Below are 14,311 nucleotides of genomic sequence, written 5' to 3' on the forward strand. Positions count from 1 at the left end.
CGGTCGGGCCCCGATTCATCCGTGGTCCTCGAGTACCTTCTCGGCTGTCACCTCGCCGCTGATGAGACACATCGGGACGCCGATGCCCGGCGTCGTGTCGCCGCCGACGAAGTAGAGTCCGTCGACCTCCTTCGAGCGATGCGGTGGCCGAAAGAGCGCGGTCTGGCGAAGCGTGTGGGCGAGACCGAGCGCCGTCCCCTCGTAGCTGTTGTATCGACTGGCGAAATCCTCGATACAGAACCGTTCCTCGAGGACTATGCGATCCCGGAGGTCGGTGCCGGTGTTCTCGGCGAGATCGGCCAGCACCTCGTCGCGATACCGGTCGCGGATTTCGGGTGTGTCCTCGAGGCCGGGTGCGATCGGTACCAGCACGAACAGGTTGCTGTGGCCCTCGGGTGCGACGTCGTCGTCCGTTTCGGAGGGGACACAGACGTAGTAGGCGGGGTCGTCGGGCCACTGCGGGTCCTCGAAGATCTGATCGAAGTGGTCGTCCCAGTTGGTGGGGAGGACGAGGGTGTGGTGGGCGAGTTCCTCGACGTCGCCCTCGACGCCGAGATACAGCAGGAACGCGGAGGGAGCGTACGTCCGCGACTCCCAGTAGTCGGCGTCGTAGCCGCGTTGTTCGGGCGCGAGCAGGTCCTGCTCTGTGTGTGCATAATCCGTGTTGCTGACGACCAGATCGGGCTGGAGCGACCCGTCGGGTGTCTCGACGAGGAAGGCCCCCTCGCGACCCTTGATCGCCGTCGCCGGCCGGCCGGTATCGTACTCGACGCCCAGTTCTCGCCCGAGGTCGGCGATGCCGTCGATGACGCTCCCCATCCCACCTTCGGGATACCAGACGCCGAGGTTGAAGTCGACGTGGCTCATCAGATTGTACAGCGCCGGCGTATTCTTCGGCGAGCCACCCAGAAACACCAGCGTGTACTGCATGACTTGCTGGAGCTTCGGGTGGTCGAAGTAGCCCTCGACGTGGCCCTGCATCGATCCCAGCAGCGAGAGGCCCCGAGCCTGTCGAGCGACGTCCAGGTCCAGGTAATCTCGGAGCCGTTCCCGGTCCTCGTAGACGAAGTGTTTCATCCCGACCTCGTAGTTCTCCCGTGACGTCTCGAGGTACCGCTCGAGGGTCTCGCCCGCGCCTGGTTCGTACTCCTCGAAGACCTCCTTCGTTCGCTCGAGATCGGGCGTGACGTCGACCTGATCCCCGTCTTTGAAGAAGATTCGGTAGTGCGGATCGAGATGGGTGAGTTCGTAGTACTCCGACGGATATCGGTCGAAGTCCGCGAAGAACCGCTCGAAGACATCAGGCATCAGGTACCACGACGGCCCCATGTCGAACGCGAACCCATCCTGCTCGAGGCGACTCGCACGACCCCCCAGCTGTTCGTTCTTCTCGATGACTCGAACGTCGGCACCGGCGTCGGCGAGGTAGCAGGCCGTCGAGAGCCCCCCGATACCGCCACCGACTACGACGACCGAGTCACCGGCCAGCGATTGCATAGCTCGATTGAATATTGCAGCAGTGAAAAACGTACTTCCTAACAGAGGTATCCGGGATGCGAGACAGCCCAGGGTTTCCTGTATATCCCGCCCATACTGGGTTGTATGGACGGAACAGTCGTCGTCACCGGTGGAACACGAGGAATCGGACGTGCCGTGGCCGACGCGTTCGTCGCGGACGGAGCAGCGGTCGCCGTCGGCGCTCGAGACGGCAACGACGTCGAGCAAACCGTCGACGAACTCGAGTCGGCGGGTGCGACCGCGACGGGCGTTCGAACCGACGTTCGCGACGAGTTCGACGTCGAGCGACTGGTCGAGACCGCCTCGCGGACCGGCGACGAGGGAATCGACGTCGTCGTCGCTGCAGCGGGCGTCTACCACGGCGAGTCCGGCGGGACGCCGACCGACGACGACTCCTACACGGCGTTCGACGATCACTGGCGGACCAACGGCCGGGGCGTCTTCGCGACGATTCGGGAGTCGTTGCCCCATCTCAACGAGGGTGCGCGCGTGCTCGTCCCAACGGGTTCCGTTGCCCGTGACGCTCAGCCGGGGTACGGATCGTACGCAATCTCGAAGGCGACCGCAGAGGCCGTGGTCCGCGGGTTCGCGGCCGACACCGAATACGTCGTGGGCTGTCTCGAGCCGGGACGGGTCGCGACCGACCTCTCGGGCGGCCACGGTCGGGATCCCGATGACGTCGCCGAGATGTTCCTCTGGGCGGCGACCGACGCCGACGCGGACGAACTGGACGGGAACGTACTCGGACTGAAAGAGTGGAAGAAAGCGACCCGGTGAGAGAGCTACTCGTTCTCGTCTCCCTCGAGTCCGAGCACCTCGTTCAGTCCCAGATCGACGTCCGACCGGGACCGCGCGTAGGCGTACGACGCGACGAGCAAGACGACCCCGAGAACGAGGAAGGACAGCGTTCGTGCGACGGTATCCAGGTCCATGGTGTCGACGAGAAACACTTTCGCGGTCGCGAGGCCGAACACGCCGATCGCGAGCATCCGGAGCCCGCGAACCTCGAGTGCGAAGCCAGCCGCGAGCAAGGCAAGTCCGAGTAACACCCAGGCGATCGAGACGCCGACGCCCGAGAACTCGAGTGCAAGCACGAGGACGGCCAGCACGGTCGCCGCGGTCGCGTAGGCACCCTCGAGCGGCGGCAGGAACCGCTGTTCGGCGTCGGCGAGCGTCGATCGCCCGCCTGCGAACCACCACGCCAGTCCGTAGAAGGCCGCGATCGTGAGGGTGAACGCGACCGGACGGCCAGTTAGCGTCGCCAGCGGCTCGGCAGCGTCGAACGCCGGCAGTTCGCTCGCGTCGACGGCGAGCAGTTTGAGGATCGTCGCCCCGGCGACGACGTGGCTTCCATACCGGAAGCCGGGTTCCTCGAGCACGTTCGCTGCCGTGACGCCGGCACAGACGATCGCGAGCGCGCCGACCGTGCCCGCGAACGTGTCGGCGACGACGACGACGCCGAGAGCGAGGAAGACGACGGCGCCTGCCGCAGCGGTGCCGTCGGTGCGCACCGGTCGACGGTCGGTGACGGCGTAGGTTCCCCCGAGGAGGACTGCGACGGCGACTGCTCCGAGCCCCAGTGCGTCGGGAGCCACGTCCTCGACGGCGTTCTCGAGGAAGAGCGTCCCGAACGCGGCGTTGACGATCGGCAGAGCGATCACCCGGGCACGATACCAGCGGTTCTCGATATCGTCGGCGCCGCGTAACACGTAGTCGCCAGTCTGGTAGACGACGAGCGCGAGGACGGCGACGGCGGCGATGGTAGTCGCCGACGGCTCGAGGTCGAGGAGCCACAGGAGCAGGACGCCGTAGGTGGCGAACGTACTCGAGAGAACCAGCCGACTCCAGGGTTTGACGGTCGCGATTGCAACCAGCCCGCCCGCGAGCAACAGGACGTAGGCGGGCGTCAGGACGAGCGTCGCGGCGTCGGTACTCAACGCGGCGGTGACGTAGCCAAGCAGGAACGCCTCGCCGACGACCAGCGGCGCGCCGTCCCGGATCGAGAGCAGCGCCGTTCCAGCGACGAGTAGCGTCAACGCCAGGAGGACGGCCCACAGCGGCGTTCCGATCGCCTCGCGGTAGCCCTCGAAGCCGTAGGCGGCGTAGATGCTGAGGTACGCGATCGCCATTCCCGCGCCGGCGGCGATCCGGCCCCAGCGGACGTACCCCTGGCGCGTCGCGGCGTACCGCCCGCCGCCGAACAGCGCCAGGCCGCCGAGCGTTCCGATCGCGACGCGACCGAGCGGGCCGAGCAGTCCGGCTTCGATCGCCAACTGGACGAAAAAGGCGACGCCGATTACGAGGGCGGCCGCACCCGCGAGTCCGAGCCAGCGGATTCCGACGGCGAGTTCCCAGTCGCGACTCTCGTCGACCGTCGGTTCCTGTCCGTCAGTCTCGCTCTCAGCGGTCAGTGCATCCTCGGCAGGCGAGTCGGCCGTCGCTTCCACTCTCGTTTCCGTCGAACGCTCCTCTGGTCGTCTCTCGCTCGAGTCGAGTCGTTCCTCGACGGACTCGAGTCGACGGTGGAGGGCGTCGACGTCGTCACGGAGACGGCGGACTTCCTGTCGAAGGTCCTCGTCGTCCTTCATAGACAGGTACACGTCACACCGATAACATATAAATCGAGGGGAGCGTCGTCCGGATCGGTACTGGCCATATCGGAGCCGTCGCTCGAGAGGGAGGCAGGTGCTACGAGCGTCGCTTCAGAAGAATGGTCTCTCGTACGACAGTACTACCGCGAACTCGACCGCAAATGTAAATCAGTCGATATGGCCTTCGCGCCGGAGCTGATCGGCGTCCTGGCTGGTGTAGCGCCACTCGATGGTGGCCTTCTCGTCCTGCCAGTCCCAGGGTTCGGCGACGACGATGTCGTCTTGCTCGATCCAGGTTCGGTATTTCATCCGGCCGGGAATGCGGCCGAGACGTTCCTCGCCGTCCTCGCAGCGGAGCTGGACGTGGTTGCCACCGAGGTGTTCGGTTACGACGGCGAATACTTCATCGCTGTTGGGCATACGGAGGTTCCGTCGCCCGGAGTCTTCTGTCACAATCTACCTACGAGCGGAAGACGTTTAAATGGTCGGAGAGTCGTGGTAGCACGACACAGTCACCGTCACAGCTCCCGGTCCGACTCCGGATTCTCGAGTTCCCACAGGAGTTCCGGCAGGAACGCCTCGAGATTGTCGATCACCTTGCGGTCGCTGACGTCCAGTCCGTCGCAGTGATCGTGGGCCGAATCTCGAATGTCGACGTGGAGGTCTCCGTCCTCGAGCCAGACTGCAAGCGGGAAGACCGAACACCGCGTCGGTTTCCAGTCTTCCTCGAGATGGAGCGAACAGAGGCCGTCCTCCCGCAGGAAGGCACAGGCACAGCCGTCCTCGGCGACGTGATCGTCCCGATCTTTCTCCTCGCGAGTGACGAACTTCTCGCCGCGGAAGTCGGTCGTGTTCTCGGCGAGGTTGGCTCGCTGGGCGAGTTCGAGCAGGTCTCGATCGTACAGCAAGACGCCGTGGTGACAACACCAGGTACAGTCGTCGACGCACTCGAACGTGAGGTCCGGATCGAACTCGACGACGACCTCTCGATCGGGGTAGACTTCGACGCGTGTGGGGACCTCAGTGCTCACGTCAGCGGGGAGGGGCCGGGGTCGGAAGTGCCTTTCTCCCTGTAGTGAGTCACTCGATCTCGAGAGCACCGTACATGAACCCTGCGTGGGGCGAACAGTAGTACGGCTGGAGGCCGGACTCGTCGGCTTCCCACTCGACGGTATCGCCCTCGCTCGCGAGCGTCTCGTCGAACACGTCGCCGCCGCCGGAGCGATTCTCGAGGTCGTCCGTCGACGTAACCGTATGGAAGACGCCGTCGGTGTTGACCCACTCCACGGTGGTTCCCGCCTCGATCGTGACGAATGCGGGATCGAAGACGAAGTCAGGTTCGTCGTCCTCGCCTTCACGGGTCTCGATCTCGACGCGATCCTCGCCGGTCAGGTCGACGAACTCCTCGTCGACCTCGTCGCGTGCGTCGTCGTCCTCGCCGTCTACCTCGGCGGGATCCTCGTGTATCTCCTCGACCGCTTCGAGGTCCGCCTCGTCGACGTCGCCGACGACGAGAGTACCGATCATGAACCCGACGTGGGGCTCGCAGTAGTAGTGCTGGATGCCCGCCTCGTCGGGCGTCCACTCGAACGTCTCCCCCTCCGAGTCGAGCGTCTCGTCGAACGCCTCGCTCGGCGTCCGCTCCTCGAGCGAGTCGGTCGCAGTCACGGTGTGGAAGACGCCGTCGGTGTTGACCCAGCGGACGGTAGTCCCGGGCTCGAGTTCGGCGACCGTGGGGTCGAAGACGAAGTCGGGTTCGTCGTCCTCGCCTTCGCGGGTCTCGATCTCGACGACGTCGTCGCTGTCGGCGTCCTCGTTCTCCGCGCCGTTTCCGTCTTCGTCCATCGACTCGTCGCCGAGACAGCCGGCGACCGTGATCGCGAGGCTACCACCGGCGATCGCCAGCAGCCGCCTTCGGCTCGAGCGGTCCGGAGACACGGTCACTCCAGCGGCGTCGGCATGAACTCCCGATCGATCCCGACCTCGACCTCGCCCCAGGGCATCTCGTGGTCTCGCGTCGCGTGGTGGACGAGCCACGTGCCCCACTGATCGGGGTCCTGGCCGCCGTGACCGGCCTCCCAGCTGTCGGCCTCGTGTTTGTGGAAGTGGGTGAACTCGTCCTCCTGGCCCGCCGGAACGTCGTCGCTGGTGAACTGGCCGCGGACGCCCATTCCGAAGTAGATGAGGTTCTCGGCTTCCTCGACGGCCGGCTCGTCCCAGTGGAGGAAGATGAACGTCTCCTCGCTGACCCACTTCCAGACGTGTGCGGGCGTGCCGTGTGGAGCGTCGTCCTGACCGGTCGTCCAGCTATCGTCGAATATCTCGAGGAGTTCGTCGCGGTCCTCGTCCTCGAGGTCCCCTTCGCCGGCGTCGGGGGCCTCCCAGTCGACGTCGTGACCTTCGCTTCCCTCCTCGGGCGGCGTCGGCATGAAGCCGTAGTCGACCTGGGGTTCGATCGGCTCGTCGTGGAAGGGGTACTCGATCTCTCGAACCGCGATGTGGGTGAGCCAGTACCCCTCGTCGCCCGTCTCGCCGCCGTGGCCACCCTCCCAGCTATCGGCCGTGTGCTGATGGAAGTGGGTGAACTCCTCGCTGGGTTGGCTCTCCTCCGTAAACAGTCCCTTCTGCCCGATCGTGATGTAGTCGAGTTCGGTCGCTTCCTCCGGGTTCGGATCGTCGAAGTGGAGGCCGATCAGGTTCTCGTCGCTAACCCACTTCCAGACGTGTCGTGGCGTGTAGACTCGTTCGTCGCCTTCGACCTCGTGTTGTCCCTCGCTCATCGGCTGATCGTCGAAGGCGTCGACCAGCGCGGCGACGTCGTCCTCCGAGAGCGACTCCCCCTCCGGAGTCGGCTCGAGGCTCGCGAGGTCCGCGTCGTCGCCGTTCTCCGTTTCGTCTATGGGCTCTTCGTCGCCGTTCTCGTCGGCCGCTGCCTCGTCGTCACCGAGACAGCCGGCGACTGCGACGGCACCGCCGGCCCCCAGTAGTTGTATCGCGCGTCGTCGGTTTATCGTCCGCAGTCGGTCGGGTGACATACGTACTACGCTAGGGGCGACTTGCTGATGGTGCTATGGTGGTTGTGCACACCAAACACACTTGGGGCGTAGATATATGCCGAAGGAACCGTACCGAGCGGCGGTAGCAATCGATTTTCGAAGTCGATACCGGCCCGTCCCACGACGACATCGCCCAATAGTAACAACTGCAACTAGTTACACACTGATCGCACAGCTGTCGTGCGGTCAGGTGTGCAGTAACTTGCAGTGGCTACTATAGTAACCGACGCGAGCCTACGGACCGAACTCGTCGATGCGTTCGTGAACCGTCTCGGCCCACTCGTCGACCGCCTCGTGCATCTGCTTCTGGGCCTCGGGGATCGGAACCGCGTAGTACTGGTAGACGTACCCGCCACCGTCGAGCAGTCGACGTTCGCGCTCGACCAGGCCCTTCTCCGACAGCGTCGACAGCGACCGATTCACGTTGCTCCTGTCGCGCTCGAGGTCGTCCGCGAGTTCGGAAACCGTACTTCCCTGGAGTTCGAACAGCCGAAAGTACGTACGCGTTTCGTGGGGCTGTATCCCGAATACACACTCCATGATCCGCTCGAACTCCGGACTGTCGACGAGCATGAGGTCCTCCATTCGCCGTTCGGAGTCGGACATACGTCCTGTTTCCGACGGGAATCGACCTATAGTTTGGGAGCAAGGCCGAAACAAAAGCAGTTGGACTCGAAACGCTTCGTCGCGTCACTGACAGCGATCGTTCGGTGACGGAGCCCCCGTCGTCGACGGCGACCGTTACTCGCTGGCGGAGGGTCGAACGTCGTCCTCCGTCTCCTCGACCGACTCCGGCCTTGCGAGCCGGTACCGCTCGAGACAGGCCTGCATCTCCTCCTCGGACTCGAACGTGAGCAGTTTCATCGGCGTATCGCAGTAGTACGTCCCCTGCTGTCTCCGCAGCGCCATCCGCAGCGTCTTTCCGAGAACGTCGACCTCGATGATCACGCGGTTGCCGCTGTTGAGATTCTCGAGAATCTGCCTCGAAGTGAGGTCTTTCCTTTCGACGTAGATCGTTTCGGTCATTGGTTAGATAAACGGACGCCAGCGTCAAGAAGCTACGTTACCGGAAGCAGAATTCTCCACTCAGTCCTTCGAGTCGACGACCGTGTTCCGGAGCGTTCCGACTCCCTCGTAGGTGATCTCGACGCTGTCGCCGGGTTCCACGAGTCCAGGATTGGCGGGGCTGCCAAAGGCGACGACGTCGCCCGGTCGAAGCGTGAAGCGCCTCGAGAGGTAGGAGACGATTTCGTAGGGGTCGAACAGCATCAGTTCGGTGTTGGCCTCCTGGCGGCGCTCGCCCGCCACGTCGGTGTACATGTCGATTTCGCGGGGGTCCAGATCGGTCTCGAGCCACGGCCCCAGCGGCCCGGAGCCGTCGAAGGCCTTGCGCGCGGTGCGGCCCTGCTGGTCGAGCGCGTCGACGTCGTTCATGATGGTGTAGCCGCGGACGACCTCTGGAACCTCGTCTTCGGCGATGTCGCGACAGCGCTTGCCGATCACCGCGGCGAGTTCGCCGGCGTAGGTCAGTTCGTCCGTAAACTCCGGGTACAGAATCGGCTCCTCGTGAGCCAGCAGCGACGTCGGCGGCTTGATGAAGAAGTCCGGTTCCTCGGGCCGTTCGTACTCCATTTGCTCGAGCGTCTCGGCGAAGTTTCGCCCGACGCAGTACAGCGCCGACGGCTCGCAGGGTGGCAGCAGTCGGCCGTCGGCACCGACCTCGTACTCTCCGTCGTCGGCGTGGACGACGCCGTCCTCGTACCGTCCCGATACCGGTCCGTCGGGTGTCAGCAGTCGTGCGAGTCGCATAGGCTCTGGCTCCCGCTCCTCGCTCGAGGGTGTTAGCGGTGCCGGTCCGGCGTCGGAGAGACCGACCACATTGGCCCCTGCTGTTAGCTATTTGTATCCGCTCGTGGGCCGCACGAACGTATGACGGAGTACGACACCGACGTTCTGGTTTCGGCGGACTGGGTAGAAGACCACCTCGAAGAGTTCCAGTCGGAAGATCCCGACTACCGGCTGGTCGAGGTCAACAGCCCCGAGTCTCCGGACGAGGGTGAGTTCCCCTCGCGGTACGACGAGGGTCACATTCCCGGTGCGATCGGACTCCAGTGGGACGAGGATCTCTCCGACCAGAATCAGCGCGACATCCTCAAGAAGGAGGGCTTCGAGGACGTCGTCGGCGAACACGGCATCAGCGAGGACTCGACGGTGGTCTTCTACGGCGACGGCTGGATTCCAAACTGGTTCGCGCTCTTCGCCTACTGGGAGTTCAAGTACTACGGTCACGACGACGCCCGCGTTCTCGACGGTGGGAAGGACTACTGGGTCGAGGAGGAGTATCCGCTGACCGACGAAGAACCCGACTTCCCGTCCCAGGAGTACACCGCGAAAGGGCCCTTCGAGAGCATCCGCGCGTACAAGGACGACGTGGACAAGGCCCGCGAAGCCGGCATCCCGATGGTCGACGTCCGCTCGCCCGAGGAGTTCTCCGGCGAGATTATCGCGCCCGAAGGGCTCCGGGAGACCGCCCAGCGCGGCGGCCACATCCCCGGCGCATCGAACGTCCCCGTCAAGACCAACCTGCGCGACGACGGCCGGTTCAAGGGTCCCGACGAACTCGAGGACCTCTATGGCGACGAGGGAATCGACGGCGACGAATCGATCGTCACCTACTGCCGCGTGGGGGAACGGTCGGCGATTGCGTGGTTCGCGTTGCACGAATTACTCGAGTACGAGGACGTGCACAACTACGACGGCTCCTGGACGGAGTGGGGGAATTTGATTCGTGCGCCGATAGAGAAGGGGGAGGTCGAGTGAGCGTAGCGATCGAGACCTCCGAAAAGCGAGCGGTGAACGAAGTGAACCGTGAGAGAGGCGAGAGTGGCGAATAAGTGAAACGAGTGAGTCACTCTCGAAAATGCGAACGGGGAACGGATGTGACCCGTGAGCAGGGGAGGTCGAGTGAGCGTAGCGATCGAGGCCTCCCAAAAGCGAACGGGGAACGGATGTGACCCGTGAGCAGGGCGAGTGAACGAGCCCTCGAAAGCGCGAACGGTGAATGAAGGGGTCACGAGCAAGGAGATTCCAGACACCGCAGAGGTAATCAAGCGGCAGATCGTGAAAAGAAAGTAACCTGCACGAACTTACAACTCAATTGGTTCGTCAAGACCCGGGTCGGTACCGATGATCGCGGATAGATGGGGCTGTAGCTGGTCGAACTGTTCCGTTGGTTCCACGAGTTGCCGTGCCGAATCGTATTCGATAACGCCTGCCGATTCTAACTTTGGAATGTGCGTGTGGGATAGTGAGGACTGAATTTCCGTTAGCATCTCTTCAGAAGCGTCGATAACTGGCGTATGATGATTATAGGTGAGAATCGTACCTCTGAGGTCCCTCACCGTCAATGAACGCTGTTCCTCGGCGAGTACTGCGAGGATGATGCGGCGATGCTCATCTTCACACAGATTGAGCACCGTATCGAACGTGATAGGATTCTCGCTCATTACACCCTCTTCGGAGACCTGCCCGGATTACTCGTACTTTTTAGTACCCAATACGCTTTTATCCCCGCTATCGAGAGGGAGCCGAGACGTCGGATAGCGTACTGCCGAGGATGTGCTTGATTCCGCGCCGAAGTCTGGAGGCGACGGCCTGTTGTGTGATCCCGAGTTCGTCGCCGATTTCTTTCATCGTCGTTTCGCGCGGGGATTCGAAGTAGCCGCGCTCGTAGGCCAGCACCAGCGCCTCTTGCTGGGTATCGGTCAGCGCCGCCTCGGTCGCCGTCTCGACCGGCGTGAGCGCGTGCAGCTCCGTGAGCGTGATCGGGATGTCCACCTCCCGACACCGGGATTGAAAATCAGCAATATCGCCACGGGCGTCTCCACGAATATCGAACGTCCACTGCTTGTTCGTCCCGATGGCTTCGATGAGCGCGACCTCCGTCTCCGTCAGCGTGGTTAACACGTCGTCGTGATCCATTGCCCACTCAACGCGCAACAGATGCTCGTCTTCGACGGAGTCGATGAACTGGATTCCCTTCACGCCCGGATGCTCCGAGAACGCCCCCTCGACGTCGTCAACTCTGGTCCCCCGAACCCAAAAGTAGGGGATCACCACGTCTTGGGCGGGGATAATCCGCTCCAGTTCGACCGACACATCCGGTAGTTGCTTGAACACCGTCCCCAGCGAGAACTCGTTCGACGGTACCGTGAAGGTAGCCTCTGTAGCCATCGTCCAATCCGTGGTGCCCTAAGCGGAAATACCCTCCACAGGACCGTGCAACTAAGTCACGGACAGATTTCGCGTTTCTGTTCGGCACGGACTCAGTATGTCTTTACCCTGTGCTGAACGTTCGACCTTCCGCGTTGATCGCTCCTCAATTCGTACAACATTCGCGCTCTCTATTCAGCACAACTGCTGAAACGCATCACTGGATGAGAGTTCCAACAGAGGCTGACAATCGAACACTCGAGGCACACACAACCGACCGCCCGGCGACTGCAAGCGGCGCTCGTTTCGCGCCGGTTCCCGTTTTCTCCGATATGTCCACGAAAGGTGTACGCGACCGTTCGAACCTGCTGAAAAACGCCGGCGTCGTGACGACGCTGGTCGACGCCGCTATGGAGTTCGCAAAGGGACGACGGAAGAGCGGAGCCCTGCTGCTCGGCGCTGCCGCGGTCTCGTCTCGGATTCCGGGATTCGGAACCGCCGTTTCGCTCCTGATTCGGGCGTACCGGCGACTCCGATGAACGATCCCGTTCGAACTCCGATTCTCGCTCAGCGTAACACACCCTCGAGATTCCGATACCGAATATCCGCCCAGGCCTCGAGGTCAAGGTCGAACCGCTCGAAGAGGTCGAAGTGAGGAATCTCCTGATCGGGCGAGAGGTAGTCGGTCCCGAAGACCAGTTGTTCGTGGTGGTCCTCGAGAAACGACTGAGCGTACTCCTCGTCGCGGGTGAGCGCATTCCAGCCCGAGAGCCCAGAGAGGTCGCCGTAGAGGTTATCGTACTCCGAAAGTAGTTCCGGGACGCGACCTCCAGGTTCGACCGGTCCCGACGGGTACGCACCCCGATCGTCGGAGTCGACGTCCGCGGAGATGTGCACCCACCACGCGTGGGCGTGTGCGAGGAAGTCCACCTCCGGGTACGAGGCCACGACGTCCTCGAGTCGCGGGAGTCCGACCTCGTCCATCATCGCCTTCTCGTCGGTGTGAAAGAAGATCGGCAGTCCGTGGTCGGCACACAGTTCGTAGAGTGCCTCGAGTCGGTCGTCGTCTATCGGCAGGCCGGCTTTCAGTTCGCCGAAGCCACGAGCGCCGCGGTCGACGTACTCCTCGAGCAGGTCCGTGACGGCGCCGAAGTCCTCCTCGTAGACGAGCGTGCGGGGATCGACCGTACAGAACGGGAGCAAGCGATCGGGGTGGGCTTCGACCTCCTCGAGTACCCACCAGCTCGGCGCCTGGACGGGGTAGCTCTCGGGTGAATCCAGCGCGAGGACGACCGCGCGATCGACTCCGTTGTCGTCCATCCACGCGACGAGTTCGTCGGCGGAGAGTGGGTCCCTGTCGAGGGTTTCCGCCGGGATCAGATGCGTGTGGGCGTCGATCAGCGGGAGATCGTCGACGTCGTCCGGCGACGCGACTCCGTCCCGACGAACTGACGCTTCTGCGTCGGTAGCACCGACCGAACCGGTGAGTCCGAGAACGCCCGCGGTCCCGGTTCCGGCGAGAAATCGTCGTCGGGTCGCGCTCGAGCGGTCGGACGAGGACGAACGAGCCATAGCACCGCTCCCACCCGCCGGCTGAAAGTCGACGGGGGGAACGGTCGCCGATCCGACCGGTCGACGGCATCCGAAGTACTGAGGGTGTCGACCACCGTAGCGTCGGGCGTGTCCCACAACGCGCTCGTCACTGGTCCACCCCGGAGCGGCAAGACGACCGCGATCGAACGGGCCGTAGACCGGCTTCGCGCGGATGGGTACGCGGTCGGCGGCATCGCCTCGCCCGAGATCCGCGAAAACGGCGACCGCGTCGGCTTCGAAATCATCGCGGTCGACGGTGACGCCCGGGAGGTGATGGCTCACGTCCAGTACGACGAACCGACAGTCGGCAAGTACGGGGTCGACGCTGGAGCCATCGACCGACTCGCAAAAACGCTCGAGTCGGCCACGGACGAGGCCGACTGCGTCGTGGTCGACGAGATCGCGCCGATGCAACTCGAGAGCGAGCGGTTCGTTTCCACGGTCGAGGAGATACTCGAGTCGCCAGTTCCGACTCTCGCGGCGATTGCGGACGGTGACCGCGGGGTTCTCGGCGAAGTAAAATCGCGATCCGACGTCGAAACGTTCGGGGTAACCGACGAAACGCGGGACGAGCTTCCCGAGCAACTGGTCGCGTTCGTCGAAGAGCGACTCTAATTACTCCTCGAGAACGAGGAACGTCCGCGAGCCGCGGTGTTCGAGCGAGACGCGGTCGGTAGCGACGCTCCCCTCGACGAACTCCTCGATACCGTCGGCCCGTAGTTCCGTGACGTCGATACGGCGTCGGCCGGGGTCCTCGAAGCCGTCCGATTCCGCGGATCGATCGTCGGTCGTGTCGCCCTCCTCGGCCTCTACGATCAGTTCCATACGTGTCGATCGAACGGATACCACGTCAAACCGATCCGTCCACGGTGAAAGTGAAAGTGCCCGAAAGAAACGGTGTCCACTATGTGACCGGCACTCACTCGAGTCGCTTGACTTCGATCTCGTGAGAATCGTCGGTCTCGAGTGTCACCGACTCGACGATCGCATCGCTGGCTCGCGCTCGCCACTGCTCGACGGCTTCGGCGTGGCGTTTCCGGAGCCGTTCGGCGTCGTCCTCGTCGACCGACTCGAGGTTCTCCTCGAGTTTTGGGTACTCGTCGAGGACGTCGTCGGCGATGACTGCATCGGGCGAGATGTGGACGGCACCGGTGAGGTGGGTGTCGTCGATCCGGTAGACGTGGATGCGAGCGCGCATTCGGCCGTGGAAGGGTGGCGTCGCTCGCAGGACGGCCTCGCCGGGGTTTTCCTGCGTGTAAACGTAGGCGTCGACGGCGTCTTCCGCCGATATCGCGATCGATCGAATCGCGGACGGATCGTCCTCGGCCATCGGGCGACGTT

18 protein-coding genes are annotated in these 14,311 nt (G+C 63.5%); 4 read left to right on the plus strand and 14 right to left on the minus strand.

Annotated features, from left to right (window positions below):
* Positions 1-15: 15 nt before the first annotated feature.
* Positions 16-1,497: a phytoene desaturase family protein gene (locus tag BLR35_RS12980; RefSeq protein ID WP_090382566.1), complete on the minus strand. Its 1,482-nt coding sequence runs from the start codon at positions 1,495-1,497 to the stop codon at positions 16-18.
* 105 nt (positions 1,498-1,602) lie between these two features.
* Here BLR35_RS12980 and BLR35_RS12985 point away from each other — a divergent pair, with 105 nt between their 5' ends.
* On the plus strand, positions 1,603-2,295 hold the full coding sequence (locus tag BLR35_RS12985; RefSeq protein WP_090382569.1) for an SDR family NAD(P)-dependent oxidoreductase: 693 nt from the start codon (positions 1,603-1,605) through the stop codon (positions 2,293-2,295).
* 5 nt (positions 2,296-2,300) lie between these two features.
* On the opposite strand, the gene BLR35_RS12990 is transcribed toward BLR35_RS12985, so the two are convergent.
* From BLR35_RS12990 to BLR35_RS13025, 8 genes are all read right to left on the minus strand, one after another.
* Positions 2,301-4,106, minus strand: a complete 1,806-nt coding sequence (locus BLR35_RS12990) for a DUF2339 domain-containing protein (RefSeq protein ID WP_090382571.1) — start codon at positions 4,104-4,106, stop codon at positions 2,301-2,303.
* Positions 4,107-4,277: 171 nt separating this feature from the next.
* Positions 4,278-4,562, minus strand: coding sequence for a translation initiation factor eIF-1A (locus BLR35_RS12995; protein ID WP_076738713.1), 285 nt, complete (start codon positions 4,560-4,562; stop codon positions 4,278-4,280).
* Positions 4,563-4,627: 65 nt separating this feature from the next.
* A complete protein-coding gene (locus BLR35_RS13000; protein ID WP_090382573.1) occupies positions 4,628-5,140 on the minus strand; it encodes a YkgJ family cysteine cluster protein in 513 nt (170 codons plus the stop codon).
* A 49-nt stretch (positions 5,141-5,189) separates the two neighbouring features.
* Entirely contained in the window at positions 5,190-6,047 is an 858-nt protein-coding gene (locus BLR35_RS13005) for a cupredoxin domain-containing protein (protein ID WP_090382575.1), read from the minus strand.
* 2 nt (positions 6,048-6,049) lie between these two features.
* Positions 6,050-7,144 (minus strand): hypothetical protein, encoded by a 1,095-nt coding sequence (locus BLR35_RS13010; protein ID WP_090382577.1) that lies wholly within the window; start codon positions 7,142-7,144, stop codon positions 6,050-6,052.
* A gap of 255 nt (positions 7,145-7,399) precedes the next feature.
* Positions 7,400-7,771 (minus strand): helix-turn-helix domain-containing protein, encoded by a 372-nt coding sequence (locus BLR35_RS13015; RefSeq protein ID WP_090382579.1) that lies wholly within the window; start codon positions 7,769-7,771, stop codon positions 7,400-7,402.
* A gap of 135 nt (positions 7,772-7,906) precedes the next feature.
* Entirely contained in the window at positions 7,907-8,191 is a 285-nt protein-coding gene (locus tag BLR35_RS13020) for a DUF8001 family protein (protein ID WP_090382582.1), read from the minus strand.
* Between the two features lie 60 nt (positions 8,192-8,251).
* Complete coding sequence (locus BLR35_RS13025) at positions 8,252-8,974, minus strand: fumarylacetoacetate hydrolase family protein (RefSeq protein WP_090382586.1); 723 nt, start codon at positions 8,972-8,974, stop codon at positions 8,252-8,254.
* A 120-nt stretch (positions 8,975-9,094) separates the two neighbouring features.
* On the opposite strand from BLR35_RS13025, the gene BLR35_RS13030 reads away from it, so the two are divergent.
* Complete coding sequence (locus BLR35_RS13030) at positions 9,095-9,985, plus strand: sulfurtransferase (RefSeq protein ID WP_090382588.1); 891 nt, start codon at positions 9,095-9,097, stop codon at positions 9,983-9,985.
* Between the two features lie 326 nt (positions 9,986-10,311).
* Here BLR35_RS13030 and BLR35_RS13035 read toward each other — a convergent pair whose 3' ends face one another.
* Together BLR35_RS13035 and BLR35_RS13040 are read right to left on the minus strand one after the other, a co-directional pair.
* Positions 10,312-10,671 carry a DUF7344 domain-containing protein gene (locus tag BLR35_RS13035; protein ID WP_090382591.1) on the minus strand — a complete coding sequence of 120 codons (360 nt, stop codon included), beginning with the start codon at positions 10,669-10,671 and terminating at the stop codon, positions 10,312-10,314.
* 67 nt (positions 10,672-10,738) lie between these two features.
* Positions 10,739-11,398, minus strand: coding sequence for a helix-turn-helix domain-containing protein (locus BLR35_RS13040; protein WP_090382594.1), 660 nt, complete (start codon positions 11,396-11,398; stop codon positions 10,739-10,741).
* A 311-nt stretch (positions 11,399-11,709) separates the two neighbouring features.
* Between BLR35_RS13040 and BLR35_RS13045 the strand changes: the two genes are divergently transcribed.
* Positions 11,710-11,916: a hypothetical protein gene (locus tag BLR35_RS13045; RefSeq protein WP_090382596.1), complete on the plus strand. Its 207-nt coding sequence runs from the start codon at positions 11,710-11,712 to the stop codon at positions 11,914-11,916.
* Between the two features lie 28 nt (positions 11,917-11,944).
* Here BLR35_RS13045 and BLR35_RS13050 read toward each other — a convergent pair whose 3' ends face one another.
* Entirely contained in the window at positions 11,945-12,949 is a 1,005-nt protein-coding gene (locus BLR35_RS13050; RefSeq protein WP_090382599.1) for an amidohydrolase family protein, read from the minus strand.
* An 84-nt stretch (positions 12,950-13,033) separates the two neighbouring features.
* Here BLR35_RS13050 and BLR35_RS13055 point away from each other — a divergent pair, with 84 nt between their 5' ends.
* Positions 13,034-13,585 carry a nucleoside-triphosphatase gene (locus BLR35_RS13055; RefSeq protein WP_244510240.1) on the plus strand — a complete coding sequence of 184 codons (552 nt, stop codon included), beginning with the start codon at positions 13,034-13,036 and terminating at the stop codon, positions 13,583-13,585.
* Here the strand turns inward: BLR35_RS13055 and BLR35_RS13060 are convergent, their stop codons facing one another.
* Entirely contained in the window at positions 13,586-13,795 is a 210-nt protein-coding gene (locus BLR35_RS13060) for a hypothetical protein (RefSeq protein ID WP_090382603.1), read from the minus strand.
* 94 nt (positions 13,796-13,889) lie between these two features.
* Positions 13,890-14,300 (minus strand): DUF8009 family protein, encoded by a 411-nt coding sequence (locus tag BLR35_RS13065; protein WP_090382993.1) that lies wholly within the window; start codon positions 14,298-14,300, stop codon positions 13,890-13,892.
* Positions 14,301-14,311: the final 11 nt, after the last annotated feature.

The organism is Natronobacterium texcoconense, assembly GCF_900104065.1.
GTDB classification, from domain to species: Archaea; Halobacteriota; Halobacteria; order Halobacteriales; family Natrialbaceae; genus Natronobacterium; species Natronobacterium texcoconense.

Bases quoted from the DNA above. Each gene is read 5' to 3' on its own strand.
- BLR35_RS13015 (WP_090382579.1), bottom strand. From the start codon at position 7,771: ATGTCCGACTCCGAACGGCGAATGGAGGACCTCATGCTCGTCGACAGT.
- BLR35_RS13035 (WP_090382591.1), bottom strand. From the start codon at position 10,671: ATGAGCGAGAATCCTATCACGTTCGATACGGTGCTCAATCTGTGTGAA.
- BLR35_RS13040 (WP_090382594.1), bottom strand. From the start codon at position 11,398: ATGGCTACAGAGGCTACCTTCACGGTACCGTCGAACGAGTTCTCGCTG.
- BLR35_RS13060 (WP_090382603.1), bottom strand. From the start codon at position 13,795: ATGGAACTGATCGTAGAGGCCGAGGAGGGCGACACGACCGACGATCGA.
- BLR35_RS12980 (WP_090382566.1), bottom strand. From the start codon at position 1,497: ATGCAATCGCTGGCCGGTGACTCGGTCGTCGTAGTCGGTGGCGGTATC.
- BLR35_RS13045 (WP_090382596.1), top strand. From the start codon at position 11,710: ATGTCCACGAAAGGTGTACGCGACCGTTCGAACCTGCTGAAAAACGCC.
- BLR35_RS13025 (WP_090382586.1), bottom strand. From the start codon at position 8,974: ATGCGACTCGCACGACTGCTGACACCCGACGGACCGGTATCGGGACGG.
- BLR35_RS12990 (WP_090382571.1), bottom strand. From the start codon at position 4,106: ATGAAGGACGACGAGGACCTTCGACAGGAAGTCCGCCGTCTCCGTGAC.
- BLR35_RS12985 (WP_090382569.1), top strand. From the start codon at position 1,603: ATGGACGGAACAGTCGTCGTCACCGGTGGAACACGAGGAATCGGACGT.
- BLR35_RS13020 (WP_090382582.1), bottom strand. From the start codon at position 8,191: ATGACCGAAACGATCTACGTCGAAAGGAAAGACCTCACTTCGAGGCAG.
- BLR35_RS13030 (WP_090382588.1), top strand. From the start codon at position 9,095: ATGACGGAGTACGACACCGACGTTCTGGTTTCGGCGGACTGGGTAGAA.
- BLR35_RS13065 (WP_090382993.1), bottom strand. From the start codon at position 14,300: ATGGCCGAGGACGATCCGTCCGCGATTCGATCGATCGCGATATCGGCG.
- BLR35_RS13050 (WP_090382599.1), bottom strand. From the start codon at position 12,949: ATGGCTCGTTCGTCCTCGTCCGACCGCTCGAGCGCGACCCGACGACGA.
- BLR35_RS13010 (WP_090382577.1), bottom strand. From the start codon at position 7,144: ATGTCACCCGACCGACTGCGGACGATAAACCGACGACGCGCGATACAA.